Annotated in this window: 32 protein-coding genes and 4 tRNA genes; 25 read left to right on the forward strand and 11 right to left on the reverse strand. The window is 41.2% G+C overall.

Annotated elements, in window-relative coordinates:
• Positions 1 to 2: 2 nt before the first annotated feature.
• The 6 genes from J2128_RS04345 to J2128_RS04370 all read left to right on the forward strand — a co-directional run bounded on the left by J2128_RS04345 (position 3) and on the right by J2128_RS04370 (position 6,185).
• Positions 3 to 692: a phosphoglycerol geranylgeranyltransferase gene (locus J2128_RS04345; RefSeq protein ID WP_209689879.1), complete on the forward strand. Its 690-nt coding sequence runs from the start codon at positions 3 to 5 to the stop codon at positions 690 to 692.
• Positions 693 to 1,451 (forward strand): RNA methyltransferase, encoded by a 759-nt coding sequence (locus J2128_RS04350; protein ID WP_209689880.1) that lies wholly within the window; start codon positions 693 to 695, stop codon positions 1,449 to 1,451. It begins immediately after the preceding gene.
• A 141-nt stretch (positions 1,452 to 1,592) separates the two neighbouring features.
• A complete protein-coding gene (gene dcd, locus J2128_RS04355) occupies positions 1,593 to 2,159 on the forward strand; it encodes a dCTP deaminase (protein ID WP_209689881.1) in 567 nt (188 codons plus the stop codon).
• Between the two features lie 55 nt (positions 2,160 to 2,214).
• Positions 2,215 to 4,050: a threonine--tRNA ligase gene (locus J2128_RS04360; protein WP_209689882.1), complete on the forward strand. Its 1,836-nt coding sequence runs from the start codon at positions 2,215 to 2,217 to the stop codon at positions 4,048 to 4,050.
• A 99-nt stretch (positions 4,051 to 4,149) separates the two neighbouring features.
• Positions 4,150 to 4,836: a DUF4013 domain-containing protein gene (locus J2128_RS04365; RefSeq protein WP_245323307.1), complete on the forward strand. Its 687-nt coding sequence runs from the start codon at positions 4,150 to 4,152 to the stop codon at positions 4,834 to 4,836.
• A gap of 149 nt (positions 4,837 to 4,985) precedes the next feature.
• Positions 4,986 to 6,185 (forward strand): hypothetical protein, encoded by a 1,200-nt coding sequence (locus J2128_RS04370; protein ID WP_209689884.1) that lies wholly within the window; start codon positions 4,986 to 4,988, stop codon positions 6,183 to 6,185.
• Positions 6,186 to 6,264: 79 nt separating this feature from the next.
• Here J2128_RS04370 and nifB read toward each other — a convergent pair whose 3' ends face one another.
• A complete protein-coding gene (nifB, locus tag J2128_RS04375; RefSeq protein WP_209689885.1) occupies positions 6,265 to 7,161 on the reverse strand; it encodes a nitrogenase cofactor biosynthesis protein NifB in 897 nt (298 codons plus the stop codon).
• Positions 7,162 to 7,243: 82 nt separating this feature from the next.
• Here nifB and J2128_RS04380 point away from each other — a divergent pair, with 82 nt between their 5' ends.
• The 3 genes from J2128_RS04380 (at position 7,244) to J2128_RS04390 (ending at position 8,799) form a co-directional block, all read left to right on the forward strand.
• The gene (locus J2128_RS04380) at positions 7,244 to 7,777 is read left to right on the forward strand and encodes a hypothetical protein (protein ID WP_209689886.1); all 534 of its coding nucleotides are present in this window, start codon (positions 7,244 to 7,246) and stop codon (positions 7,775 to 7,777) included.
• Positions 7,778 to 7,845: 68 nt separating this feature from the next.
• Complete coding sequence (locus tag J2128_RS04385; protein ID WP_209689887.1) at positions 7,846 to 8,376, forward strand: hypothetical protein; 531 nt, start codon at positions 7,846 to 7,848, stop codon at positions 8,374 to 8,376.
• A gap of 180 nt (positions 8,377 to 8,556) precedes the next feature.
• Complete coding sequence (locus J2128_RS04390) at positions 8,557 to 8,799, forward strand: ferrous iron transport protein A (RefSeq protein ID WP_209689888.1); 243 nt, start codon at positions 8,557 to 8,559, stop codon at positions 8,797 to 8,799.
• 107 nt (positions 8,800 to 8,906) lie between these two features.
• On the opposite strand, the gene J2128_RS04395 is transcribed toward J2128_RS04390, so the two are convergent.
• On the reverse strand, positions 8,907 to 9,083 hold the full coding sequence (locus tag J2128_RS04395) for a hypothetical protein (protein WP_209689889.1): 177 nt from the start codon (positions 9,081 to 9,083) through the stop codon (positions 8,907 to 8,909).
• A gap of 315 nt (positions 9,084 to 9,398) precedes the next feature.
• Here J2128_RS04395 and J2128_RS04400 point away from each other — a divergent pair, with 315 nt between their 5' ends.
• Positions 9,399 to 9,593 (forward strand): hypothetical protein, encoded by a 195-nt coding sequence (locus J2128_RS04400; protein ID WP_209689890.1) that lies wholly within the window; start codon positions 9,399 to 9,401, stop codon positions 9,591 to 9,593.
• Here the strand turns inward: J2128_RS04400 and J2128_RS04405 are convergent.
• The 3 genes from J2128_RS04405 to J2128_RS04415 form a co-directional block, all read right to left on the reverse strand.
• The gene (locus J2128_RS04405; protein ID WP_209689891.1) at positions 9,590 to 9,883 is read right to left on the reverse strand and encodes a type II toxin-antitoxin system mRNA interferase toxin, RelE/StbE family; all 294 of its coding nucleotides are present in this window, start codon (positions 9,881 to 9,883) and stop codon (positions 9,590 to 9,592) included. The two genes, J2128_RS04400 and J2128_RS04405, sit on opposite strands and share 4 nt — an antisense overlap.
• Before the next feature lie 504 nt (positions 9,884 to 10,387).
• Positions 10,388 to 10,690 (reverse strand): hypothetical protein, encoded by a 303-nt coding sequence (locus J2128_RS04410; RefSeq protein WP_209689892.1) that lies wholly within the window; start codon positions 10,688 to 10,690, stop codon positions 10,388 to 10,390.
• Between the two features lie 405 nt (positions 10,691 to 11,095).
• Positions 11,096 to 11,169: transfer RNA gene (locus tag J2128_RS04415), tRNA-Val, on the reverse strand.
• A gap of 362 nt (positions 11,170 to 11,531) precedes the next feature.
• Between J2128_RS04415 and J2128_RS04420 the strand changes: the two genes are divergently transcribed.
• On the forward strand, positions 11,532 to 12,560 hold the full coding sequence (locus J2128_RS04420; protein ID WP_209689893.1) for an inorganic phosphate transporter: 1,029 nt from the start codon (positions 11,532 to 11,534) through the stop codon (positions 12,558 to 12,560).
• A gap of 5 nt (positions 12,561 to 12,565) precedes the next feature.
• Positions 12,566 to 13,216: a DUF47 domain-containing protein gene (locus J2128_RS04425; protein ID WP_209689894.1), complete on the forward strand. Its 651-nt coding sequence runs from the start codon at positions 12,566 to 12,568 to the stop codon at positions 13,214 to 13,216.
• A gap of 210 nt (positions 13,217 to 13,426) precedes the next feature.
• On the opposite strand, the gene J2128_RS04430 is transcribed toward J2128_RS04425, so the two are convergent.
• A tRNA-Thr gene (locus J2128_RS04430) sits at positions 13,427 to 13,498 on the reverse strand.
• A 276-nt stretch (positions 13,499 to 13,774) separates the two neighbouring features.
• On the reverse strand, positions 13,775 to 14,074 hold the full coding sequence (locus J2128_RS04435) for a DUF3467 domain-containing protein (RefSeq protein WP_209689895.1): 300 nt from the start codon (positions 14,072 to 14,074) through the stop codon (positions 13,775 to 13,777).
• A gap of 58 nt (positions 14,075 to 14,132) precedes the next feature.
• Between J2128_RS04435 and J2128_RS04440 the strand changes: the two genes are divergently transcribed.
• On the forward strand, positions 14,133 to 14,798 hold the full coding sequence (locus J2128_RS04440) for a Dna2/Cas4 domain-containing protein (protein WP_209689896.1): 666 nt from the start codon (positions 14,133 to 14,135) through the stop codon (positions 14,796 to 14,798).
• 132 nt (positions 14,799 to 14,930) lie between these two features.
• Here the strand turns inward: J2128_RS04440 and J2128_RS04445 are convergent, their stop codons facing one another.
• From J2128_RS04445 to J2128_RS04460, 4 genes are all read right to left on the reverse strand, one after another.
• The gene (locus J2128_RS04445) at positions 14,931 to 15,869 is read right to left on the reverse strand and encodes a DNA polymerase subunit beta (RefSeq protein WP_209689897.1); all 939 of its coding nucleotides are present in this window, start codon (positions 15,867 to 15,869) and stop codon (positions 14,931 to 14,933) included.
• Between the two features lie 66 nt (positions 15,870 to 15,935).
• Complete coding sequence (locus J2128_RS04450; protein WP_209689898.1) at positions 15,936 to 16,517, reverse strand: L-threonylcarbamoyladenylate synthase; 582 nt, start codon at positions 16,515 to 16,517, stop codon at positions 15,936 to 15,938.
• Positions 16,514 to 17,188, reverse strand: a complete 675-nt coding sequence (locus tag J2128_RS04455) for a DUF5612 domain-containing protein (RefSeq protein ID WP_209689899.1) — start codon at positions 17,186 to 17,188, stop codon at positions 16,514 to 16,516. The genes J2128_RS04450 and J2128_RS04455 overlap by 4 nt, the downstream gene beginning before the upstream one ends.
• Positions 17,189 to 17,336: 148 nt before the next feature.
• Positions 17,337 to 17,407 (reverse strand) — tRNA-Gly (locus J2128_RS04460).
• Positions 17,408 to 17,932: 525 nt separating this feature from the next.
• Here J2128_RS04460 and J2128_RS04465 point away from each other — a divergent pair.
• From J2128_RS04465 to J2128_RS04520, 12 genes are all read left to right on the forward strand, one after another.
• Positions 17,933 to 18,391, forward strand: a complete 459-nt coding sequence (locus J2128_RS04465; RefSeq protein WP_209689900.1) for a 30S ribosomal protein S15 — start codon at positions 17,933 to 17,935, stop codon at positions 18,389 to 18,391.
• Positions 18,392 to 18,400: 9 nt separating this feature from the next.
• Positions 18,401 to 19,615 (forward strand): DHH family phosphoesterase, encoded by a 1,215-nt coding sequence (locus tag J2128_RS04470; protein WP_209689901.1) that lies wholly within the window; start codon positions 18,401 to 18,403, stop codon positions 19,613 to 19,615.
• 1 nt (position 19,616) lies between these two features.
• Positions 19,617 to 19,856 (forward strand): KEOPS complex subunit Pcc1, encoded by a 240-nt coding sequence (locus tag J2128_RS04475; protein ID WP_209689902.1) that lies wholly within the window; start codon positions 19,617 to 19,619, stop codon positions 19,854 to 19,856.
• A 32-nt stretch (positions 19,857 to 19,888) separates the two neighbouring features.
• On the forward strand, positions 19,889 to 20,485 hold the full coding sequence (locus J2128_RS04480) for a 30S ribosomal protein S3ae (protein WP_209689903.1): 597 nt from the start codon (positions 19,889 to 19,891) through the stop codon (positions 20,483 to 20,485).
• 47 nt (positions 20,486 to 20,532) lie between these two features.
• Positions 20,533 to 20,820: a DUF5350 domain-containing protein gene (locus J2128_RS04485; protein WP_209689904.1), complete on the forward strand. Its 288-nt coding sequence runs from the start codon at positions 20,533 to 20,535 to the stop codon at positions 20,818 to 20,820.
• A 71-nt stretch (positions 20,821 to 20,891) separates the two neighbouring features.
• Positions 20,892 to 21,248: a hypothetical protein gene (locus tag J2128_RS04490; RefSeq protein WP_209689905.1), complete on the forward strand. Its 357-nt coding sequence runs from the start codon at positions 20,892 to 20,894 to the stop codon at positions 21,246 to 21,248.
• On the forward strand, positions 21,235 to 21,762 hold the full coding sequence (locus J2128_RS04495) for a nitroreductase family protein (RefSeq protein ID WP_209689906.1): 528 nt from the start codon (positions 21,235 to 21,237) through the stop codon (positions 21,760 to 21,762). The genes J2128_RS04490 and J2128_RS04495 overlap by 14 nt, the downstream gene beginning before the upstream one ends.
• Positions 21,763 to 21,777: 15 nt before the next feature.
• Positions 21,778 to 22,116 carry a DUF555 domain-containing protein gene (locus J2128_RS04500; RefSeq protein ID WP_209689907.1) on the forward strand — a complete coding sequence of 113 codons (339 nt, stop codon included), beginning with the start codon at positions 21,778 to 21,780 and terminating at the stop codon, positions 22,114 to 22,116.
• 4 nt (positions 22,117 to 22,120) lie between these two features.
• The gene (locus J2128_RS04505) at positions 22,121 to 22,996 is read left to right on the forward strand and encodes a carbohydrate kinase family protein (protein WP_209689908.1); all 876 of its coding nucleotides are present in this window, start codon (positions 22,121 to 22,123) and stop codon (positions 22,994 to 22,996) included.
• Between the two features lie 75 nt (positions 22,997 to 23,071).
• Complete coding sequence (locus tag J2128_RS04510) at positions 23,072 to 24,811, forward strand: DUF2070 family protein (RefSeq protein WP_209689909.1); 1,740 nt, start codon at positions 23,072 to 23,074, stop codon at positions 24,809 to 24,811.
• Between the two features lie 207 nt (positions 24,812 to 25,018).
• A tRNA-Leu gene (locus J2128_RS04515) sits at positions 25,019 to 25,103 on the forward strand.
• A gap of 247 nt (positions 25,104 to 25,350) precedes the next feature.
• Positions 25,351 to 26,541: a Xaa-Pro peptidase family protein gene (locus J2128_RS04520; protein ID WP_209689910.1), complete on the forward strand. Its 1,191-nt coding sequence runs from the start codon at positions 25,351 to 25,353 to the stop codon at positions 26,539 to 26,541.
• The last annotated feature ends 24 nt before the right edge of the window (positions 26,542 to 26,565 follow it).

Raw genomic sequence — 26,565 nt, forward strand, 5'->3', positions numbered from 1 at the left:
CAATGAAAGACAACTGGAAAGACTGGAAACACATAACAAAACTTGACCCCGACAAACACATTCCCGAAAACTGCGTTGAAGACATAGTTACAAGCGGAACTGATGCACTGATGCTGTCCGGAACACTCAACGTGACTCGTGAAAACATTACATGCCTGCGCGAACAGGTAAAAGCATACGATGTTCCTATGGTCATAGAGCCGGCCGATCCCAGCGGAGCTATATTCAATGGGGTTATGGGCCTGTTCGTTCCCAGTGTCCTCAACTCTCCGAATACTACATGGATTGTCGGAAAGCACGAGTACTGGGTGAAAAAGGACAAACAGATAAAATGGGACATGGTTGTTCCTGAAGCATACATTGTACTTAATCCCAATTCCTCTGTCGGGAAAGTAACAAAAGCCATATGTACACTTCCCGCAGAAGACGTCTGCGCATATGCTCTGGTTGCTGAAAAATACTTTAAATTCCCGGTTGTTTATATAGAATATTCAGGGACATACGGAAATCCGGAGATTGTCAAAGCTGTCTCAGAAACAATAAATGAATCCCTTCTTTATTACGGCGGGGGAATAAATTCCAGAGAAAAGGCCTCGGAAATGGCAAAATATGCAGATACGATAGTAGTCGGAAACGCCGTCTATGAAAAAGGCGTCAAAACACTTAAAGAGACAATAGAAGCTGTTCATTAAATGCCGGAAATAGAAATTGTCCTCTGCGAACCCCTTTACGAAGGAAACATAGGTTTTACTGCAAGGGTTATGAAAAATTTTGGGTTTTCTGATTTAACACTTATAAACCCGCCTGAAATCGGCGATGAAGCAATAGCCCGTTCATCACACGCAAGGGATGTTCTGGAAAACTCCAAAATTGTGGAGTCGCTTGATGATGTTATCAAAAACAGCAGCCTTCTTGTCGCAACAACAGGGGAAACGTCCAAAAGTGTTTCAACATCGATGCGCATGCCGTATTATTCCCCCGCAGAACTGAGGGAAAGGATAAAGGACATCAAAGGAAGAGTTTCGATAATCTTCGGGAGGGAAAACTGGGGCCTCTCAAACGAAGAAATCTCAAAATGCGATATTATATGCACTATTCCTACATCACACGAATACCCGATACTAAACATCTCACATGCAGTAGGTGTAGTTGTGTACGAGCTCGCAAACATTCCGCCAGGAACGTACAGTGTTGCGTCAAGGGTCGAAATGGACTACCTGTACAGTCATTTCAGTGAGTTTCTGGATACAATCGATCACCGCGAGTACAAAAGGGAAAACACAATGATAATGCTCAGAAGAATTTTCGGAAGAGCTGCTCTTACAACCCGCGAAGCGTCTACTCTCCACGGCCTATTAAGAAGAACCGAAAACATCATCAAAGGTGTTTACGAACCTGAAAATGAAACAGAATCAAATTTTGGGTCTTCTGAAGGTAGTCCGGATAACTAAAAAAACAGGAAATCCGGAAAAATTTTACAGACGTATTTTTTGAAAAATCCATAAAAATTTTTTTCGCAGAATTCAAAGCAGTTCACCTTTTTTCTTCAGGAAATTTTAACCGATTATCCTGCCAATAAATGTTGGAATAACATGATCCTTGTTGACTGGCAAATTCAGGACCACATCAAAAGGGGCTTTATCGGAATTAAACCGTTCGACCAGAAATTCATACAGCCCAACTCTCTTGATATTCGCCTTGGAAATCATTTTGTATGGTATAAAGAGAGCGATGACATCATTGACCCTTATGACGGCGGTTCGATATGCTCAAATGTTTCCGAAAAGAAAGCGGAATTCATTGATATAAAACCCGGAAGTTTTCTGCTTGCAGAAACTCTCGAAGAAATTACTCTCCCTGACAATATTGTAGCGACAATTGAAGGAAAAAGCAGCATAGCGCGTCTTGGTATAACCCTTCACCAGACCGGAGGATGGATAGACGCAGGCTTTTCCGGAACGATTACTCTTGAAATTGCAAACGCCAACCAGAGGCCTGTCAGGCTTTATGCAGGCATGCCTGTAGGGCAGCTTGTTTTTTACACGACCGAGCGTTCTCTCCACCCCTACGGGGCGAAAGGCGACGCTAAATATCTTCACCAGAAAAATGCTACTCTGTCCAGATATTATGAAAATAAAAAACAGGACACGGTAATATAACGATAACCTAAATACAGAAAGACACCAATTTTTAAGGATACTGGAGAAACAAAAAATGCGACTTCTGTTAATTCATTCTGACAATATAGAATACTCTGCACAGAAAAAGACCCCGTCCGCGGAGGGGGAGGCAATACTTAAGGACTCAATGAAAGAAGCCCTTACGGTATTTTGTGCGGTAGAGTCCATCGATGAAGAAAATATCCCCTATATCATTTCAAAGACAAAAGACGAAATTCTGGACACGGTAAAAAAACTCGGTGTAGAAAACGTAATGATATACCCGTATGCACACCTTTCCAGCGACCTGTCTTCACCGGACGTTGCCATAGAAGTTTTAAAGGGAGTCGAAAAAGCGTGCCGTGAAGAAAGTAGTCTTAACGTCAAACGTGCTCCTTTCGGTTGGTACAAGGCATTTACTCTCTCCTGCAAAGGGCATCCGCTCTCAGAGCTGTCAAAGACGATAACCCCTGAGGATGCCGCAGACAAACCTGAGAAAAAAGAGGTCGAACACAAATTCTTTGTTATTACCCCAAAGGGCGAAATAAAGGACTTCCATGATTATGCTGACAATACCCCTCTTGGAAAACTGATAAAAAAAGAGACAGGGATGGGAGTTGAACTCGGCGGAGAGCCTCTCCACGTAGAACTTATGCGCTCGAAAGAACTTGTGGACTACGAACCCCTGGCGGATGTGGGCCAGCACCGCTGGATGCCCCGCGGAAAAGTCATCCGTGACCTCCTTGCCGACTATGTCCTTAAACTTGTTCTGGATTATGGTGGAATGCCTGTTGAAACACCGATTATGTATGACCTCGGGAACTCTGCAATCAACGAGCATGCGGCAAAATTTGGTGAAAGGCAGTACCGCTTCAAATCCGGAAACCGCAATATGATGCTCCGCTTTGCAGCATGCTTCGGTATGTTCTCGGTTATGCACAGTATGCACGTATCGCCTAACAACCTCCCGATGAAGATGTATGAACTTGCGACATACGCCTTCAGACATGAGCAGAAAGGCGAGTGCATCGGCCTTAAACGTCTGCGCGCATTCACGATGCCGGATATGCACTCAATGTGTGGAGATATGGCACAAACCCTCAAATGCTTTGAGGAACAGCTTTTAATCGGGTGGAAAACGGGAAAAGACCTTGAGTACCCGCTTGCCGGGGTTTTCCGCTGCACAGAAGACTTCTACAAAGAGAACGAAGAATGGGTGAAAAAGATTGTCAAAATGTCGGATACCCCCATGCTTATTGAGACTCTTTCGGACCGTGTCCATTACTGGATAGCAAAAGTTGACCTTGCCGCAATCGACGGCCAGGGAAGGCCTATCGAAAACCCGACAGTCCAGATAGACGTTGAAAGTGCAAAACGCTTTGATATAAAATACTACAATACCAAAAACGAACTTGTTTATCCTATAATCATGCACTGCTCACCTACAGGCTCAATAGAACGTGTTATATGCGCCCTTCTTGAGAATACTGCATCGCAGGATGTGCCAATGCTTCCGGTATGGCTGTCACCCACGCAGGTAAGAATAGTTCCTGTTGCAGAGCGTCACCTGAAATCTGCAGAGGAATTCTGCAATAAACTAAATAATTCAGGAATAAGATGTGACATAGACGACCGCGAGGAGAGTGTAGGTAAAAAGGTCAGGGAAGCAGGAATGGACTGGGTGCCGTATGTCGCGGTTCTCGGGGACAGCGAAGCTGAATCAGGCAAACTTACCGTTACAGTAAGAAAGGAATCAAAACCTAAAGTGCCCAAAAAAGTGGAATATACAGTTGAAGAACTTGTGGGGCATATTAAATCGGAATGCAGTGACTATCCTGTAAGGCCTCTGTACACTCCAAAAAAGCTTTCAAATAAACCCAGATTTATTTAAACACATTAACTTTTTTAAAGCCAAAAAGGCTGTCAAGGCGATTGGCTTAAATCCAAAGAAGATGCATTTCTAAAAACCTAAAGATTAATGGTGATAATATTGGGTAAAGACATTATAAACAGTGCATTCTCCTACACAAAGAACGGTTTTGTCGGAGAATGGACAAAATGGATTCTTCTGATTGTCTGCGCAGTAATTCAGTCCTTAACTCTCTGGATTGTTCCTCTGATGAACGGTTATCTGGTAAGAGTATATGCAGGAAACGAAAAAGCACCTGAAGTTAACGAATGGGGGAAACTGTTCATAGACGGGTGGAAGTTTAACATCACATGCATTCTGTATATGATACCGGCAATTATTATAGGCCTTATACTAGGTATCTTTTCGTTCTTCTCTGCAGTTGCAGGTTTTGCGACAGCAGGAAGGTTCGATGAGATACTTGGACTTTTAGGCACCGTCACAGGAATATTCATAATAGGTATAGTTATTCTTATTCTTGCGCTGTTTATGTTCATGGGCCTTGTACGCCTCGGTAAGACAAACAGGATCAGTGAAGCCTTCAACTTCAGCGCACTAAACAAACAGGTACAGGAAGGTACAGGATGGCTTGGGTACATAGGCTACTTTATTCTCCTGTGGTTCATCGCCGTAATATTCGCCGTAGTGATAGCAATTCTTAGTGTTGTACCATTCCTCGGATTAATTCTTGGATTTATTCTTACTCCGCTTCTAACTGTATTCTTCGCAAAATACCTGACAAACATCTATGATGCCGGAGGAAACTAAACCAAACAATTTTTTTCAAAACGGGTACTTAAAGCAAAACGGCAACACCGTAAACGGTGACTTTTTTTTGAATAAATGATCTTTTGATACTCTACATTTACAGATACGGATTAATTTTTAAATAAACGGCCGTCCAATTAATACTTTAAATGCATTTTTGTGCAGGGAACACAGGCAGACTTTTTTTAATTCTTATTATAGCCGTATTAATTTTAACACCGGGGATTTCAGCAGGCCCTGCGGGAGAGTCCGGCTTAAGTTGTGATATTTCATACAATGAAACATTTTTACAGGAAAATACAACTTCAGATAATGCTGTTTACGTTTTTTACAACAGGTACTGCAGTGCATGTCACAGGGCTCTTCCGGTAATAGAAGATTTTTCAAATAAATATCCTGAAATTGAAGTGTATTACTTTGACACCTATAATTCGTCAGAAAACCTGACACTCTTACGCGAATTCGGTGACAAATACAATATCCCTTTCCCTGCATACCCTATTCTTTTTACAGGAAAAACCGTTGTCCTTGAGGGAGTCTCCTCAATATCAGAAAACTCTGGTGATGTTTTTAAGTCGATTAAAGAAGGCCTTATTCCAAACGCGGAATATGAAAAGAAGTGGACTGATAAAGGCTCTGAGTCACAAAATAACACGCAGACCGGAAATAATTCATCAAAAACCATAAATTATTTTGCAGTCGCCCTTGCAGGGCTTGCTGACGGTATCAACCCCTGTGCATTTGCAGTCCTTGTATTCCTCCTTATTTCCCTTATGTCAGCAGGGTCAAAACGCGGGATTTTACTGACCGGGGCTATCTATACATGCGCTGTTTTTATTTTTTATACGCTTGCAGGCTTTGGGATAATGGGTTTTGTTGAATTTGCAGGATTTTCAGTGATCTTTTCAATTTTTGCAGGACTCGTTGCAATAACTGCCGGAATAATAAGCCTTTGCGAAGCAGCAGACATGAGCCTTCCGTTTTCACTGTCCATATCCAAAACCGGAAGGAGAATAATATCAGGAGTCTCAGAGAGAATCACACTTACATCCGCATTCCTGCTCGGTATCTTGGTGGGGCTGTTTGAACTTCCGTGTACAGGAGGAATATACCTTGCCATAATAAGCCTTCTGTCATCAGAAATGACGTTTTACGGTGGATTCCCTTACCTGATTCTATACAACGCAGTGTTCATCCTGCCCCTTCTTGTGATAACCTGTGCCGTATACCTGGGAGTTTCACCCGAAAAGATTGATGAATTCCGCAGCAGCAAAAAGAAGGCACTGAAACTTATAATGGGAATTATACTCACAGCTCTCGGTTTATTTGTTATATTATGGAAGATCTGAACCGCAAAAACTTTTGAACTTTCTGAAAATACTGCCATGCTCAACCGGATTGTAAAATAAAAATTTGGATTTTAATAAGTTATTCCTTACTGTAAAGGCATCCCTGAACGTCATGCCCGAGTTTCCCGATAGCATCTGACCTACACCTCTGGCAGTGCCTCATCTGCTTTATGTAAACCGAGCACTTGTCCTGCATTGCCTTTTTTTCGACATGAGTAGGGGGCACAACATCCTTGAACTTGTACTGCGGAATAACGGGTATCAGGTTGAACGTAAATACACCCAGTTCCGATGCTTTTTTTGCTATATCTACGATATGATCATCGTTGACACCGGGAATATACACTGTGTTGACCTTTACGAGAATTTTTCTTTCAACAGCCATCTTAATTCCCCTGAGCTGCTGCGACAACAGAACTTCCGCCGCTTTTCTTCCTTGAAGTTTTTTTCCGTTCCATTCAACGAATGAATAGATTTTCTCCCCTACAGCAGGGTCAACAGCATTTACAGTTACTGTCAGGTTTCCGACATCGTACTTTACAAGCTCATCTATCTTTTCAGGGAGAAGAAGACCGTTTGTGCTCAGGCATTTGATTGGCGTTGGAAACTTCTCTTTCAAAAGCCTGAGTGTCTCAAATGTCTCTTCATTTGCCAGGGGGTCACCGGGTCCGGCTATACCTATCACTTTTATGTATGGGTACTCTTCCAGGGCTTTCTGGACCAGCCGGACAGCCTCTTCCGGTTTCAATAATTCACTGCAGACACCGGGACGGCTTTCGTTTACGCAGTCGAAGTCGCGGACACAGTAATTGCACTGTATATTGCACTTTGGTGCAACGGGAAGGTGCATTCTTCCGGAGGTATGACAGGCCTGCTCGCTGTAGCACGGGTGCTCATTTATCTTTCTGAGCTGCTCGGGGTCATAGGGTACATCCCTGCCTGCGACATTAGCTGTCGGGTATTCACTATCACTCATATCTATCTTATAAAGTAGATTGTCCTTATGACTAAAAAATATAACCAAACAAGACAATCCAATTAAAAGGAGGAAAAATAATATGCACAAAAAAATTGTCCTTTTGATTGCGGCTGCAATTGTAGCGTGTGTCTTTATTTCAGGATGCTCTTCAACTGACAGCATTTTAAATAAACCCGAAAACACCACCGTAACTCAGGTTACCCCCACTGCGTCAGTTTTAGTGCATGACGAGCCTTTTGTTGTAAGAGGAGACGGCATTCCGGATGATATTATGGTAAATATCAGTGCGGTTCCGGCAACAGAAGATTCTGCGGTTCTTGTATATTATGTATTAAACTCTTCAGAAACGGGTGTATACAGCAACAGCAATTCCAGCGGATGGAATATAGTAGTAACGGCGTTTGCGTACAACCCGTACAGTGCCCCGGAAAATTTTGACCCCAAGAATGTTCATGACATTATTGATTCGGGTGTGCCGTATAAATCAAGAAACATTCGTCTATTCCCTGATAACGTCTATAATGACAGAATAGAGGTCTCAAAATCACCGGATGGAAATTCTATAAACCCTGATGAGCCATACAACTATGGGATTATCCTGACCCTGCAGTAACAAAAAGCCGATATTTTTTTATCCTAGAAATCCTTTTTTTATGCATGAAAATATCTGGTCCGCTAACAATGGTTTGTCTTTTAATAATTATGGCACTTGTATTCTTTTCCGGGTGTACGACCGACAGTGTAAAAACAAATACACAGGCCACTGCAAGTCCTGCTGCATCTGCTGCCACAGTTACCGCCACCCCTACAGAGGCCGTTTACACTGTAACAGAACCGGTTCTTATCGTTGACGACGGGATATATTCAACAAAAACGACTATCAATGCAAGTGATTCAGGAAGCAATACGCTGGTTGTCACGGTAAAATTTGACAGTACAAATTCTTTGGGTACAACAGGCAAGGGAATGGAGATTTTTTCGACCATCTTTGCGTACAATTACGCTGATGTCCCGTACTCTTTCAATCCCCGGAGCAAAGATGATGTAATTGCCGCCGGGATTCCATACAAGACGGTCAAAACAACCGTTTATCCTAACAATATCAAAAATGCGGTTGCAGACCTTCCCACCGATTCTGTCCAGGGGTCTTTGTCATTATCAAAACCCTATAATTACGGGGCAATTGTTTCTCTGGACAGCCTGAGAAATTAAAATAATACTAAATATTTTAAGGCGATAATTTCTTCTGATTTTTTCATGCAAATGATATTTTACCGGAAGCAAAATATCACAAAAAAATCCACAAACCATTTCCTGTCGGGGGATATTACCGGACAAGATAAAAACGCAGACATTAATATTCACTAAATTACTCATAAAGATGATATTAAAATGATAAAAAAAGCATCTGAGATGACAGCAGGAGAGCAGGGAACAGTTAAAAAAATCTCAGGGTTTAAAAATGAACTTGAATGCATGGGCATTACCGGTGGATGTAGTATAATTGTGAAATCAAAAAGTGGCGGAAAAATAACGGTTTTCTCCAATAAAGACAGTCTGGACTCAGATATTGTTATATTAAACAAAGTGGCATCAAAAATAGACGTTTTGGTTACAGGTCCAAAATCAAAATAATTCTTAATTTCACATTTTGATAGTCGGCATTTAAGTTTTCAGTACCTAAGTGGTTATTAATTGAACCTGTGCAGTTTCCAAAATAATTCAGACAATCACAAGTGAATTTACGCTTTTTTTCCAGTTACCCTTTTGTAAACAAAATCAAGACAGTAGTACACTACAATAATTGTTAAAGCCGAAATTATAAGAGATACAGGAAATACTCCATATTTATTTCCGGTATAATACCCTGCCATTACTGCCATAAATAAAAGAATTATATCTCTACTGTAAGACGCCATAATTACTCCGGGGTTATACCAGATTTGTATTCACGTTTCAATAAAACTGCTTATATTCATCTATCCTAAAAATTCCTGTTATCCCGTGCCGGTTTAGCTCCACACTGTCCGCCTCCGACCAGGAAATATTTCTGCCTGCCTCTGTTCGTAAACCGGGACGCATCAGCACTTTTAATTTCTGTAATTTGGGACAAAGGCTAAACCCCATATAAAATTTAAACAGTTATCTTTAGCATCTTGCCTGTGCGGGGTGAAAGTGTGACATTAGTATTGACCGTAAAAAATATTTGATTTCGGGTAATAGATACTGGTACAATGCGGACCATAGAAATATCAGATACTGCATATGAAGAGTTGATGTCTCGGAGACTAGGGCGGGAAGCAATCTCAAAGACATTAATTCGGGAACTCAAACCGGTCAAAAAATGTGCAGCCGTTGAAGAGCTGGAAAGATTACGTAAAGAACCGGGTTCTAAATTATCAGTAGTTGAAAAAAGATTAGGTCTTTAACAAGACTTGATCCAATTATGATACTCTTTTTCAGTCATTATCTTTAGAACTGTTGCATATCTATTTGGCCTGGTTCCTTCAATAACGTAAATCACGACATGCTTATACGGAACATGCAACCGCCAATAACCCTTGCAATTTCCTTTTAATTCATGTTTGTTACATGTGGTTACGTTCACGAATAAATATTCTTCAAGGCATTTTTTTATCTTATCTAGTACTGCCTTTTTAATAGAGGGATTCTTCTTAAGATAAGCCTCTACATTTCGTTTTATCTCAGCCTCTATCATCTTAAAGAACTGTATTAAGTTAATCTAATAATTCACTATTGGATAATACGATTAAAAGACTCTCCCACAGTGGAACCCGCCTTTTATACGCCTCTTTAAGAGATACTTTTTTGCGGTATAGGGAGCGGCAAAAAATAGAATAACCAACAAACATACCAACACCAAAAGCAATTAAAACGGGAATGGACTCTGGTTTGAATGCATAACATAACTCCTTAAATCACCTCTAAATTTTCCTTATACCGCCCTTTGTTAACTCCTTTTCGATGTGAGTTACGTAAATATTATCACTTCAAAAAATAGATTAAGTTTAGTTATGTCTTGCAAAAGCATAACCTAAGATAATTCCTACTCCCAGAGCAATCAACACAGGAGCTGCTTCCGGCTTGAATGCTTCTGGCGGTGGGCATACATTAAGAACTGTTCGAGAAGTTCTTTTTGAATCACTTCTAATCTTTTTCACCTCCCGGAGGACCTTTATTCCCCCTACAAATTTGACTCATCTTAATTCCCCTCAGACGTTTTCATCATAGTAGCTGCAAATGCCAGAAGAAACGCACCTGCACCTATGAGTGCAATTATCAAAAGAAGCGTCTTTAAATCCTCATCACTCATCGTGTTTAGAGCACTAACATATTTTCCCACAGTATTTTTATTCAAATCTAAGCGCTCTGCTATTTCCGCGTTATTATAACCTTTATTCCTTTCGAGCATTATTCTCTGAAGAATTTCTGGGTCTAAATGGTGCTTTAGGGCAATTTCTTCAAAACGCTCTTTTGCACGGTCTTCATCTACATTTAATGCCATGGTTATAAATCCTCCTTTTAAACGTATTTAGTAACATAGTATTTCATAATATATAAGGTACTTGATAGGATATTGTCCTATGTCCCAACTTTTAAAAACAGGTAACCTTTTTGGAACCTGCTATTTTTACCCCTTCAGACTGACATTGTAGTAAGCCAAAATGTCCGTATGTGTACGTACACATACGTATAGGAGAAAAGAGAAATGGAAAATAGAGAAAAAAAGAAAAAACGCGATATACATCGAATTAGAAAAAAATTGTATATTACGATTAGCCCTGAGAATTACGAATATATTAAGAATAACGACCTAAATGCTTCCAGATTTACAGATAACGCTTTAAATGAACTTAGAAATAAAACAACCAATGAATTGGTCTTTATTTTACAAAACAAGAATGAAACATGGGCCCGTTGAGATTCGAACTCAAGATCTTCGCCGTGTAAAGGCGACGTCATAACCAGCTAGACCACGAGCCCCTTTTGGAATGTCGCTTTTACATATTTGCACTTTTAATTATTAAATATATAGGGTTTGAACCTGAAATTTCCACGATTTGATAAAGCAAAAACGATAAGTATTACCCATATTTCTGCAAAAATTTTGTGATTCGGATTATATAAACATTCTAAGAAATTTATTAACATTCTTAGCATAATACTCTTCAATTACACCAAAAGAATAAAACTCACAAGAGGCAACCTTCCAAAAACCATGATAAAATCAATTCATGCATAAAAGCATACTTCAAAGAAATTTTTCATAAATAGTTAAAAATAACTTCTAATCAGGTTTATCGTATAAAAAAGGATATAAAGATACATAAGAGGAAACACCAGAAATGCTTGATCTTGCCCTTGCTACAATAATCCTTGCTTTTGCATTTACATTCACAAACGGATTTCAGGATGCAAGCTCTATTGCCGCAACTTTTATAGCCTCAAGATCAGCGACACCAAAACAGGGTATATCGGTTGTCGCCGGAATGTCGCTTTTAGGTGCAGTACTTGGGGGAAGTGCCGTTGCATTTACACTTTCAGGACTTATATCAGTCAATTCAGGACCAACTGTAATTTTAGTGCTGCTTTCGGCAATTATAAGCGCAACATTCTGGAATCTGTTCACCTGGAAATTCGGACTTCCCTCGTCATCAACCCACGCGCTAATAGGGGGACTTATCGGGGCAGCAATTGCAGGAGAAGGCATAGGAAGCGTATTCTGGGGAGTCAACGAACTCTTAATGCCAGGACATGAACTTGCAGGTCTTGTAAAAATTATAGTATTTCTTCTGATATCTGTTGCAATCGGATTTTTTTTAGGTTATATTATTCACAAAATATCAATGGTTGCTCTCAGAAACCAGAACGTTTCGATTAACAGGAAGATTATTAAAATCAACTGGCTCGCAGCTGCATTAATAGCATTCAGCAACGGAGCCAACGATTCACAGAAGCAGCTCGGTATTATAGCTCTCGTATTATTCGCTGCAGGAAGCTCTGCAACACTTGAAGTTCCCATGTGGGCGAGAATAATTTGTGCAGTATTTATAGCCCTCGGGACTCTCAGCGGAGGATGGAGAATTATGAAGACTCTCGGAAATAAAATATTCAAAATTAAGCCGATTCACTCGTTTGATTCTCAGGTATCATCCGGTGTTGCAATCGGTCTTTCAACGATTGCAGGAGCACCCGTATCTTCAACCCACATAATATCCACATCAGTCCTGGGAGTGGGTGCGGCCGAAAACCCAAAAAAAGTCCAGTGGGAAGTAGGAAAAGAGATAATTATTGCTATGATTCTGACTATTCCGGCCACAATGCTGATATCATCAGTGCTCTGTTACGGATTAACATATGTTGCAGGAGTCTGATTAAAATGACAATTAAATCAAAAGACTGGCTAAAAAAAAGAAAAAGTGTGTTTAACTCGATATTCCCAAGAGAGTATGATTTCGAGGAGATGCTCTACATTCAGGCGCAAAAAACCCTTAGCGGCGTGGAATGCTTTATAAAATGGCTAAAAAAGAGCCCGCAGGAAAAACCATCAAATCTTGAAAAAATTGCCCTTGAAGTTGACAGTATGCGGTATGATATGGAGGAAAAACTGATTAATGCATTTTCAACACCTTTTGACAGGCAGGACATATACTCCCTGTCAAGAAACATGGACTATATTCTCAATTACTCCACCGAAACTGCAAAGGAGATATACGCCTTCGGGGTTGTTCCCGACGAATATATCCTGAAAATGGCAGACGCCCTGTTTAAAGGTACCAAATGCATGGAAGAAGGAGTCAGGATAATAAGGACTGACAAAAATGATGTAGAAAGAAAAATCAGGGAAGCAAGAAGTCACATGCATGCCATCGAAGACTTCTACATAACCGGCATGTCAGAGACTTTCAACAACAGCGACGCAATATATGCAATGAAAAAAAGAGAAGTAAACTATCATATCAGGGACGCCGGGTGGGCTTTGAGAAAAACAGTAGACGTCATGCACAAGGCTGTTGTAGGACTGAATTGAATTCATATTTGCAGAACAAAAATAATCCAATCAAATCTGGCTTATCTTTAGATTAAATGTAAACCGGTACAATAAAAGATTTACATAAAAATAAACAGGCACATCAGCGTAAATTAAAAAAATCAAAGATTATTTTTCTACTACAACGATTTACGACAATGATGATTTAAAAAGATCAAATCACTAAAGGCTTTGAGCCAAACCAGTGAGAGCCGCTGGAGGGATTTGAACCCCCGACCTGCTGATTACGAATCAGCCGCTATACCTCTAAGCCACAACGGCACAAAGTCAATGACTTATCCTATATGTTGAACCTGAAAAATTATAAAACAGGTGGATTTTATTCCCGGACTTTCTGGTTTTCCTGTGATCTATTTCATCCGGCACGCATAAAATAATTTCAGTGCCGGTTCATCCGTTATTTTCTCACAAACCCGAAAATACCGCATCAAACTCATAAAACATACTGAAAACATGCAGATAAAATCCTCAGGAAAACTCATATTTTTGCTTTTCCCATGCTTAAAAACCAGACGGTAAAAAAATCAGGTAAAAACCTCAGGAGTAGCCCCTGATTGTCATACCTGAATCCACACCGTTTTTGGAATCGGAAGTGGTATTTATTTCCCCAAATTTCTCTTCGTAATCCGAGATCATCTTTGAAAGAACTCCTGAAAAATTTTTTGCATGCTTAGGACTTATAGAAACAATAGCCTTTGCCCTTGCATGATTCGTCCCTGGTATTTCATGGAGGAAAACAAAAGTAAATTCATCATCCTTATAGGCTATCTGGATCCTGTTGGCATAAACGGGGTCAAGATCCTGGGGGAGATTCACCGCGAGATCATGTTTTTCCATATCATAATATTTATCTTAAAGCAAATAAGGATTTTTTATAATAATCAGGTATTTTACAATGCACTCCATAAGTATCCCCTCCATAGTCTCATGCCATATCTGTCCTATAAGATTTATGCTTGAACAGGAAAGAAAACCAAAAGAAGAGCCCGAAAATTATACAATCGCAAAACAGATATCATATCATCTCGGAGAAGAGATGGACCCCGGTGAAATCTGGGACGAAATAAAAACCGTAAATCCTGAACTTTCAAAAGATTCATTTGAACTTTATACATCATGGATTGAAAAGTGCAAAAATTCCCCGTGGCCAAGGTCTTCGCAGCAGGATGTCAGAGTATCATCTGATAAATTCGGGATACATGGCAATATCGACAGACTTTTTGATTCACCACCTTATATCGCGCTGTTAAGGCTTACCCCTGCTCCCGATATAGGAATATACAGCGCCGACAGGGTGCGTGCTGCATGCTACTCTCTGTGTGCAAAAGAGGCACTCGGAAAGGACGCTAACGAAATCATCCTTGAGTACATACCTTCAGGAACGTCAAAAACCTGTAAAATATCCCCAAGAGACAGAAGAGAAGCCCTTTATGCAATCAAGACGGCAAAAAAGATATTATCGGGGTACGTTCCCGTCAAAAACAAAACAATGCCGTGCGGGCACTGTTACTTAAAAGATAAGTGTGTCCCTGAACCGAAAAAACTCTCGGACTTACTATAGGAACCAAAAAACGTTATTCCATACCGGCAAAACCACATGATATATGTTACTCCTGCAAAATTTTGGAAATCCAAAAAGAACAGGTTTAATTAATCCGGTTCTGTTAACCGCCGGGCATATCCAAAAAAGTTTTTAGGAACTATTTTCAATAAGTGTCTTTGAGATAATATATTCCCCTTTGGCCTCTCTTGTAGTCCCGACAATAAGCCATTTTTCAGAACCGTGATCCTCCAAAACCCCGCATGCCTCAATAACTTCCCCTTTCTTCGCCTGACCACTGTAGGTATGAGTAAATGAAAGAACCTTTGAGACCTCAGGGTTGTCTATACAGTATAAGGCAGGGCTGTCAAATGAAAAAGATGCGTCAGTGACCATTCCCTCAACAGTTTTTTTACCACAGACTTTACCTTTATTGACAACGACTGAATTTAATCTGTCATAACCACGCGTAAACAAAAGATCAAAATATGTACCGTTTATTTCCCCCCTGTTCCATTTTCTCATTTCGTGTAGGACAAACGTATCATAATCAATCTCCGGGACACGCTTATTGTAAACCTTCTTCCACAGGTCTTCCGAAAGTGCACCGACACGCCCTTCTTCCACCGCCATTTTGAGGTTTTTCTGTGCAGTGAACCAGAAGTCCCCGTATACAACCATGTCTATATCAGAAGACTCATTCTCAAGACCGCAGAGAAGAGAACCTGTACAGCCGTAAGTTCCTTTTGGAACACCAAATATTCCGGCAAGCTTTTTCACACGCTTATCCCTTGCCGTGACTTTGTCAATTTCCTCATCAGGTTTCAAAACCCTTTTTATATCATCATACGGAACACGATGGACAATATCCAGATATTCAGGTTTATACTTCCTGATATACCCGAACGCCTGCTCAAAGTCATATTTTTTGTACCTGGTGCCATCAGAAGACATCCTCTCGCCGTTTTCATCCGGAACATACCTTAAAACACAGCCGGCCTTCTGATCGTTGTCGTATACCGATACCGCATAAAGACGCCCGTCTGTATCCTCTATAAAATCCCTAAGTCTTACAGGTTTTACTGGTCTCATAGTTTAAAGCCTCGAAAAAACAGAATAATTTCAAAAGAATAAAATGAATTATATCATCTGAAGAGATCATTCTTTTTCATCCGCCAGGTATCTGCCTATCTCATCAAGCTGCGGGCCTGCACGAATGACCTCTTTTCTGCAAAGATCAACAACAGTGCTTGGTGTTCCGGGAAGTCTGCCGCCGTCAACAAAAAGATCGTAGACAACTGTTACCTCATTAAAGTCCACAGGTGATTTTCCACCGGAAATATTTGCACTTGTAGAAGTTATCGGCGCATCAAACTCCCTGATTATGTTTAGTGCCGTCTCATTGTCAGGTATCCTGATGCCTATGTAATCGGTTCCTCCCGTAAGGACTTTGGGAATACAGCTACCTGCCTTAACCACTGCCGTTACAGGCCCCGGGAGAAACCTCTCAATAAACTCCTGCTCAAAATCACTCATCAGAGTAATCGCAAGGGCCATCTCAAGGTCGCACACGGCAACAGATATCGGATTTGAAACCGGCCTTTTTTTAACTTCATACACTCTGTGAATTGCATTTTCGGAAAACGCATCACATCCAAGACCATAAACGGTCTCTGTAGGATATACAATGAGACCATCCCTGTGAAGAACTGAGACAGCTTCGTCTATTTTGGACCTCAAAACTCATGCCCCCTTACCCTATCAATATTAAATACCGCAAGACTGCTTGACTGCATCACCGCAAAAACTCCTGCCTGAATAGGATCGGTTACAATCAGATCTGCGTGTTCAGGAACACTTCCTGCCATCTTAAGGGAGATTACTGGAATCCCTGCAGAACGCACATTTTCCACAGAATCCGAAATTGAACCACCCATAAGAGACCCCGCAAGAACAAGAACGGATACTCTCGGCAGGCGGCAGACCGCATCGATTGTTGCCGCAAGGTCCTTTTCACCCACAAGAGGTATGGTGTCAACCGAAATCCTCTCGCCGCGGATATTATGCCGGTCTGCTTCATTTACGGCTCCAAGAGCAACCTGTGCAACCTGAGCCCCGCCGCCGATAATAATGACTCTCTTGCCAAAAATCTTGGACAAAGGCTGATACGTCTTAACAGAATGAATTTTCTCAAGACGCAAAAGATCTGAAGACAATGACTCAATATTATCTACATTCTCAAATTCAAAATAGATAAACGACGTCTTCTTCTCCGATTCCGCCGGGAATACCGACGCCTGAGCGAGGACTATATTCACACCATGAGATGCCATCACATCAGAGACATCCCTTAATACTCCCTGACAGTCATCACTCAGAATACTAATAGCATATATTTCTGAATTCTTCATTTGCGTTAACTTTATCTTGTATTTTAGGATAGTTATAACTTTTTAATAACAGCAAAAAAGACATGATTCCTGTCGAAAAAGATAATTCCCACTGTTATAAAAGAATATAAAAAAATTATTCATTTCACAAAAGAAGATAAACATTTTATGCGATAACCGGGGATCGAACCCGGGCTGGAGGCTTGGGAAGCCTCTGTCCTACCGCTAGACTATTATCGCAAAGTCATCTGCTATCTCAAACATTGGATAAATTAATTTATAAATCTTGCTTTTAATTGAAAAATAATTGGATATTCCATGAAAATGTAGTCCCGGTTCCGGACATCTGTTTCAATCAAATAAAACCAAAAAAACTGATGAATTCAATTTAGGATACGGATAAAATACACTCAAAAAGAATATATTATACGATGCATTTATCCATCTGCAGACCCAATGAATTTACAGCACATGAAATATGGTGCTGACTTTAATGTAAGTCCGACGTATCTGTCTTAAAAAAGATACTGCCACAGAGGCTATGGGATTACAAAAAAGGTCAGTTATGGCTCTTTTTGTGGACTTACATGCATATCTTGATATTTCATCAAAATGAAATGCAATCCGTAAAAATAATATTGCCTCGTCTTAAACAGGCAGAATTTACAGGATTAAAGATATAAAAGTTAAAAGAACGGTTTTTACAAAGGCAAAATGTCCTGTAAAATACCAGAAAAACCAAAGTTAAAATAAAGGTGGTGAACAATGGCACGAATGCATGCCCGAAGACGCGGAACGTCCAGTTCGGTACGTCCGCTTCGCACGGAGGCACCAGAATGGTCCAACAAGGACACAGCAGAGATAGAAAAGATCATAGTTGATCTGAGAAAGAGCGGGATGTCAAGCGCACAGATTGGTCTTGTTCTTCGCGACAAACACTGTGTTCCAAGTGTAAAACTTGCTACAGGGAAACGCATTGAACAGATTCTTGCTGAAAACAACCTTGCATCAGAGATCCCTGAAGATCTCAGGAACCTGATTGTAAAGGCGCTTGGAATGAGAAAACACCTCACCGAGAACAAAAAGGATCTCCACAACAAACGCCAGCTTCATCTTACTGAGGCAAAAGTAAGAAGACTCGGCAGGTATTATTCGAAAAACGGCAAAATGCCACAGGACTGGACATACAAGCCGGAAACAGCGGAGTTCCTGCTATCCAGATAACTTCATAATATGTCCATTGAAACCGTTTCAGAAAGTATTGCAGACAAAATAACCGATTCTGATTTTATCAGGATATACGGTCACCATGATGCAGACGGAATAGCTTCGGCCGCGATTATGTGCCATGCACTAAAACGCCTCGGAAAAAATTTCCAGCTGACCATAAAGGACCGGATCCTTCCAAAAGATGTAAAGTCTGATGAGGTTTCGCTATTATGTGATTTCGGTTCTTCTCTCGAGGATCTGCCGGATGAAACGATAGTAATTGATCATCATATTCCCTGCTTCAATGGTGAATATCATGTCAACCCGCGTTTGTTTGGAATAGACGGAGAAACGGAGCTTTCAGCATCAGGCGCTGCATATATTGTTGCAAACAGGCTTGGAGACAACAGGGACTTAAGCGGACTTGCACTGCTCGGAGTTATCGGGGACAGGCAGAAAAACTCTGGAAAAAACCTCGAAATCATAAGCGAAGGCATTGCAAATCAGTTCATTGTACCCGGAAGAGGAATGACGCTTCCCGGGAGAAATATTGAGGAGAAACTGAATATCGCAACAGACCCTTACCTCTGCGGAATAAGCGGAGACATGAAATCTGCAAAAGATCTCGTAAAATTATCGGCTGCTGACGATAAATTCAGCTATGAAAAGCTCATTTCAGCAATTGTTCTGAAAATAGCCTCTAAAACAAATCATGTGTCAATGCTTTCACTGTGGGGAGACACGTATGAACTTGAGAGAGGTGCAATTCACGACGCACACAGTATGGCAGCCGTAATTGAATCATGCGGCCTTTGCGGAAGAGGTGGTCTTGGCGTATCACTATGCCTCAGAATGACCGAATTTGTTGAGGAAGGCTGGGATGTTGCGGTAAAACACAGGTTAAATGTTATATCCTCAATAAAAAACGCACATATGATAGATGAAAAAGTCCCGGTGTTTGAGGTCTCAGACCCGGCAGCAGCAAGCTGCGTTGCCGATTCACTCGCATTTGACAGACTGTTTGAAAAACCTGTATTCGTGATAGTAGGCTCCGGTGAAAAGTACTCGGTCTCCGCAAGATGTCCGAACGGAGTTGAGTGCAACCTTTCTGAGTTTATGAAGAACATTACGGAAAAGGCAGGCGGAACAGGAGGAGGGCACAAATACCGTGCCGGAGGATACTTTGACAAAAACGGTATCTCCACATTCATAAACGGAGTTAAGGAGACTTTTGCTTAAAATGATAAAAATTACAGGGACAATTACAACATACCATAAGAATCCCTTATGTATATCCGAATCACTGAAAGCGGACAACCTTAGATCTATGAATACTGAAGTCTCCGGAAAAAACGTCATCTGTAGAATCAAAAACGACAAACTCAGATCTGTCGTGGCATCAGTAGACGATTACATGATGAATCTGTCAATAGCAGATGAAATATGCGGTTTGGTACCTGTCGCTAAAAAAAGAACATAAATGGACACAGAAAAAATATTTGAGGTGAAAAAATGGCAAAAAGGAAACAAATAGGAAGAAGAGTAGAAGGATGGAAAGCAAAGAACTGGTTTAAAGTATACTCACCAGAAGCTTTTGACAAGGTATACCTTGGAGATACAATCGCAAACGAACCCGAAAAGGTCTACGGAAGGGTTATGCAGACGACACTGGGTGAAATGACTCAGGACTACTCCAAGCAGAATATCAAGATGAGGTTTAAAATTACGGAAGTTGCAGGAGATGCAGCATACACTGACTTTGCAGGGCATGAGGTCACAAAAGACTACATCCGTGCAATGGTCAAGCGCCGCACTTCAAGAATCGACAGTATAGTTCTTGTGACTACAAATGACGATAAAAAACTCCGTGTGACAACCACATGCTTCACAATTAACCGTGCGGATGCAAGCCAGCAGCACGCAATAAGGGCTGAGATAACAAACTACATCATCAACAAGGCAAAAGAGCAGTCATACTACCAGTTTGTCAGGGACATGGTGTCAGGGGAAATCTCACGTGATATCTTCAAGAGCATAAAGCAGATTCACCCTACAAGACGTGTTGAAGTAATAAAATCAAAAGCAGTCGAGGCTGTTGTTGCAGCATAAATCCAATGCAGGTTCAGTTGTTAAAAAAATTAAAGGAAGTGTTATAAATGGGAAAAACTGGTATTACTACCTGGACTCAGATCAAAAGTGTATCAGGCCAGCTGAGGCTTGTTCCCCAGAAAGAAGGGAACTACAAAAAGCCGGGCCCAAACCAGCGCTTTAAATCAGGTGCCAAATTAAAAAGAGCTGTTCAGAAAACACAGGACGCAGGACGAGGCGGCAGAAGAGGAAGACAGCAGTCCCGTTCACGCACGCCACAGGTTGATCCGCGCTTCAGAAGGCGCATCAAACGCTCTGCAGCTTCAATCAAAGGCGCAAAAGCCAAATCCAAATAAGAACATAAATGAGACCCTTAATAAACAAAGGTCTCACTTTTTGCTGAGAGAACAAAGGTAGGTTTATTGTGATGAATTCAAAAGAAGCTATTCAGAATTACCTTTTTGCAGAACGTGTCAAGACAAATCTTATCACGGTTTCACAGATGATTCCGGTACTCTGCGAGCTGAAAGGTGCAGAGAAAACCGGTGCGAAAAGAATGCTTAAGATACTTATAGGATCGATAAATCAGGATCTTATAATAGCCTACAACAAAAGTAAAAAAGCCGAATTTCTGGAGGCGTCCGGCATTCTGGAAAATAGTGAAAACATGATTGACAACGAAGATTTTGACGACTTTTCTCTTGCGGTAGGAAAAGCCATGACTAAAGCAACTACTCCTGCACAGCAGGCGTGGCAGGTGTTATCGGAAAATGAATTCGTCTGATTTTTACGATTTTATCGAAACAAGATCGTCTGTCAGGGATTTCAGCAGCGATCCTGTCTCGGATGAGGACCTGAACTATATCATTAAGTGTGCCGGAAAATCCCCGAGTGCAGGAAACCGCGAGTCCTGGGACGTTGTTATCGTAACGGATGAAAGCATAAAAGAAGACCTTTCAGATGCAGCCTTCGGGCAGGAGCATATAATACAGGCACCAGTGGTTCTGGCCGTCTGTGCAAACTATGTCCGTTCGATGTCGCAGTATGGTGAGAGAGGCATACTATATGCAGTCGAAGACGCATCTATTGCAGCTACTTATATGATGCTTGCCGCACATTCACTGAGACTTCAGACATGCTGGACAGGGGCATTCGACGATGATGAAATTTCAGAAATCCTCGGACTTTTAAAGCACGCAAGACCAGTAACGCTGCTTGCGATTGGACACGGCACCCTTCCCGAATACAGGGCGGAAAGAATGCCGATTAGTGAACATGTTCACGAAGAAACCTGGTAAATCAGGGTAAAAAAAATGTCAGATTATCTTGTAACTCTTGAATCAGCATGGATTGTCAAAGACGTAGACACTCTTGACGATGCAATAGGCATAGCAATTAGTGAAGCAGGCAAACGCCTTAACCCGTCCGCGAAATTTGTTGATATTGAAATAGGACAGCTTATCTGCCCGTTTTGTGAGGAAGCGCTGAACAACGCACTTGTTGTCGCAAATATGGGACTTGTCGGCCTTATACTTGAAATGAAGGTCTTCAAAGCCGAATCAAAGGAACATGCAGGCAGAATCGCAAAGTCAGTCGTCGGAAAGGCTCTTCGCGATGTACCGCTGAAAGTCCTGGAAATAAAGGAGCTCTAAAATTATGATTTCAGTTGTAGGACATACTGCAATTGATCATATTTTTACTCTACCAAAACTTCCGGAAAGACACAACTCGGTTCCCGTACTTGATCATAAAATCTATTTTGGAGGCGGTGCAGCAAATATCGCCGCAGGAATCGCAGTTCTCGGCGGAGATGCCGTTTTAATAAGTGCTGTAGGAAAAGATTTTGAGAACAGCAACTACGACAAATGGCTTAAAGAACTCGGTGTTTCAGGCAGTTTCTTCGTCTCTGAAGACAAGAACACCGCCACGTGCTACCTGTTCAATGATACCAGAGGAGATCAGACCACTGTATTTGAATGGGGTGCATCCGAGCTTTTCAAGACCGAAGATGCACCAGCCCTTGAATTTGTGCATATGGCAACATCAGATCCTGAATTCAACGTAAGGGTTGCGGAAAAAGCAGAATTTTCCTCATTTGACCCAGGCCAGGACCTTATAAAATACACAAAGGAAGAGCTTATATCAATAATCGGAAACATTGATATCCTGTTTGCAAACCAGCACGAAGTCAAAAGAATGTGTGATAAAACCGGGATTAAAAAGACAGATTTCCTGAAAAATATTCCCGTTTCAGTAATAACCATGTCAGAGGAGGGAAGTGAGCTTCACGTAAACGGAAACACTTTCAGAATTCCTGCAATTCCCGTGAAATTAGAAGACCCTACAGGCGCCGGAGATGCCTACAGGGCCGGTTTTCTTACGGCATACAAAAAAGGCTGTTCTGAAGAAACATGCTGCAAGATAGGAACAACAACCGCGTCTTTTGCAGTTGAAAAAACGGGATGCCAGACTAACCTCTGCGACTGGAACCGAATGCTGGAAAGATATAAAAAGTATTTCGGTGAGCTCTGAACAATCTATATACACAATAATAGTTTTCAAAACCTGAAAACCAATAGACCATAAATCAAAGAAGGTATTAATTAAATGGCACAGGTTGGTGAATCAAAAATTGAAGGTCTCAGCAGGTTCCTGTTCAAGGCTCCTTCATGGCCGAGATCTCTTGTAATTATATTTATTCTTGGGATGGTTCTTGACATTGCAAGTATAATAAGAAATAATGACATTCACCTGTTCGGTTTTTTCGGATTTTTTATTCCGGCATTTCTCGCTTTCATCCTGACAAAGCCGCTTGTCGAAATATTCGGTAAAAAAATTACATGGAACAGGTCGGCTCTTCTTGCACTTGCATGCACGGTCTTTTCGATAATAATAAGTTTATTTCCGGTTCTTCTGGTATTTGAAGGGATTTTTCCGCTTTTATTTTCCATATCATTAGGATTTATATTTGCAATCAGGCTGATTGTTCTTGTAGCGATTGCAGATTATAAAATGTCTCATATGATAATTCCAGCCTTTACACAGAGTTTTTTTGCAATAATTCCCGGAATATTTTATTTTGACATCATGTTTGCATTTAGTGCTCTTCTTATTCACCTGTTGTTCGGCATTGGTGTAATTCTTTTTCTGTGGCTTATAGAAAGGCCGTTAAAGAAAAACTTTCATATAAGCGCTCTTAACTTTATCAACGCCTTTATAGCCCACAACACCGACGGATCAAAATCCCTTGAGGACTTTTTTCATGAAATCGGAGAAGATGTATATGTCCCACAGGTCACACTTTTCTTTAAAAGAGAAGACAAAAAAGACATCCTGTTTACTGTCCCCAACCTTCACCCCGGCCCTATGGGAGAGATAGGTGGAGGGAACCTTCCGAGGATTCTTCACGAATCCCTCGGAGGTGAAACCATCGTTGCGCACGGATGTGCAACACATGATTTCAACCTCATATCCGAAAACGAAATTCCCAAAGTCGTATCCGCAATCGAAAAAACGAAAGACACAATTGTTTACAGCAGCACAGCCGGAAGATCAGAGAGATATAAATACGGTTCAGTCCAGGTCCTGGCACAGCCTTTTGGTGATGCCCTTCTTCTTATAAGCACAAGGTACCCTGAAATGACCGAAGACGTGGACTATCCTATCGGTCTTTCCATAATGTCCGAGGGGCACAAAAGGTTTAACCATATTGCATTTGTAGACGCCCATAACTGCATGGTTGAAGTAGCAAGTCCTGTTATGCCCGCATCTCTTACGGCGTATGAGTACATGAAAGTCTGTGATCTCGCAGGAAAAGAGTCTTTTAACAAAAAACAGGAGAACTTTGAGGCAGGGGTCTCACATATAAAAGTCCCTTTTACGCGTGAAGAAGGATTCGGAGACATCGGGATACAGGTCCTTGTCACCAGGACAAACGGAAACACAACGGCTTATGTTCTTTTCGACGGCAACAACATGTTAAACGGTGTCAGGAAAGTCTTAAGGGACAAAATCCTAGAACTTGTTGACGAATGCGAACTTATGACCACCGACTCGCATGTAGTAAACACGCTCAGCGGAAAAAATCCTGTCGGGTATAAAATACCGGCAGACAAGATACTCCCGTATGTATTATCGTCTGTAAAAGAAGCAATATCAGACCTTTCTCCTGCCAGTTGCGGCGCAACAACCGCTTGGTGCGAAGGAATAGCAGTCTTCGGCTCGCACAGGATATCCCAGCTTGCAAGTTCGGTAAACGCAATGCTCACATTTATTGCACCTTTGGGTCTTGCAATACTGCTGCTGGCCTTTGTTTTCTCGATTATCGGGTATTTTATCCTTGTATAATAAACCGGATATTAACATGCCGGATGAGTCCGGCATGAAAATCAAATCAGTTATCTTTTTTTCTTAGGATGAGAAATATGTATACTCCACATTAATGTGGGAAAAAACACCGGCGAGAGTTTGCCGGGCCTGGCCAAAGGCGTTGGACTTAAGATCAGATGCTTAAAATAAAGAGTTGATTCATTTAAATTAAAAAAACACAAATATGCGAGGGTTGCCGAGCTTGGCCAAAGGCGCGGGACTTAAGATCCCGTTTTGTAGAAATTCGGGGGTTCGAATCCCCTCCCTCGCATTGTCTATCTTTTGATTTCTTCAAGATAATTGTTAAGTGCTATATTCGTAACGTCGTTTAAATCAAGCAGTTTCAGATGCACTGCTTCAGGAAGTTCTTTTTCTATCCTGATCCTTGTCTGTTCATGGTTCTTAGGCTCAATCGGCCTTGTAGAAATCCTCTCTTAAAATAAGCGGCGGGATAAAAATCCTTCAGGTTTACCTACCTGAATGCCAATTATTATGCTATTCTTCCAAAATAACTGTTTATGCAAAATAAAATCCCTTCAGGCGAACTTAAAAAAAGAATGAAATATTTTCACAACAATATGGACTCCAAAAACCCTGAATGGGAATATACGGTGATTTTCGGTAAGGTGAACCAGTACTACTTTACAGGGACAATGCAGGACGGAGTTCTGATTATTCCAAGGGATGAAGAACCAGTTTTTTACGTAAGAAACAGCTACGAACGTGCAAAAGACGAGTCTTGCTTCAGCAACCTGAAACAAATGCAGAGTTTTCGTGATGCCGCAGAAGACTGTGACATAAAAGGGGAATCCCTGTACACCGATACCGAAGTGATATCATACGCACAGCTTAAAAGATTTTTAAAACATTTCCATTTTGACAAAACCCTTTCGGCAGACAGGCAGATTGCTGATACCAGGTCAGTAAAAACCGGCTATGAGCTGAATCTTATGATAAAATCCGGAGAAATCCACCGTCATGTAACAGAAGACCTCGTTCCTGAAATGCTCAGGGAAGGAATGAGTGAGGCTGAACTTGGAACCGAACTATACAAGGTATTCGTTGATGAAGGTCACCAGGGAATTGTAAGGTTCGGGATGTTCGACACTGAAATCATGATGGGCCATATATGTTTTGGGGACAGTTCAATTTACCCGTCATATTTCAACGGGGCCAGCGGAAACCGTGGTGTAGGCCCCTATGCACCTGTTTTAGGCAGTAAAGAAAGGAAACTGAAACCAGGTGACCTTGTATATCTTGATGTAGGGTGTGGTTATCAGGGTTACCAGACCGATAAAACCATGACATACATGTTTCAAAAAAAGCTGCCGGAATACGCAATAGACATTCACAACAAATGTGTTGAAATACAAAACCAGATTGCCTCAATGCTAAAGCCCGGCAACACACCCTCAGAAATATACCGGTCTGTTATGGAAAGCCTTGAAAATGATTTCAAAGAGAATTTTATGGGGTACAAAGACAGAAAAGTCAGATTTCTGGGGCACGGAATAGGTCTTTTAATAGATGAAATGCCTGTTATTGCAAAAGGGTTTGACGACCCCGTTAATGAAAACATGACATTTGCAGTAGAACCCAAAAAAGGGATAAAAGATATTGGCATGGTTGGTATTGAAAACACATTCATAGTGAAAGAAAAGGGGGGCATCTGCATAACAGGAAACAAAAAGGGTCTGATTTTAGTCTAATCAAGAAAATACTTTGGTTTCAGA

Origin of the sequence: Methanomicrobium sp. W14 (assembly GCF_017875315.1) — an archaeon.
Classification (GTDB): domain Archaea; phylum Halobacteriota; class Methanomicrobia; order Methanomicrobiales; family Methanomicrobiaceae; genus Methanomicrobium.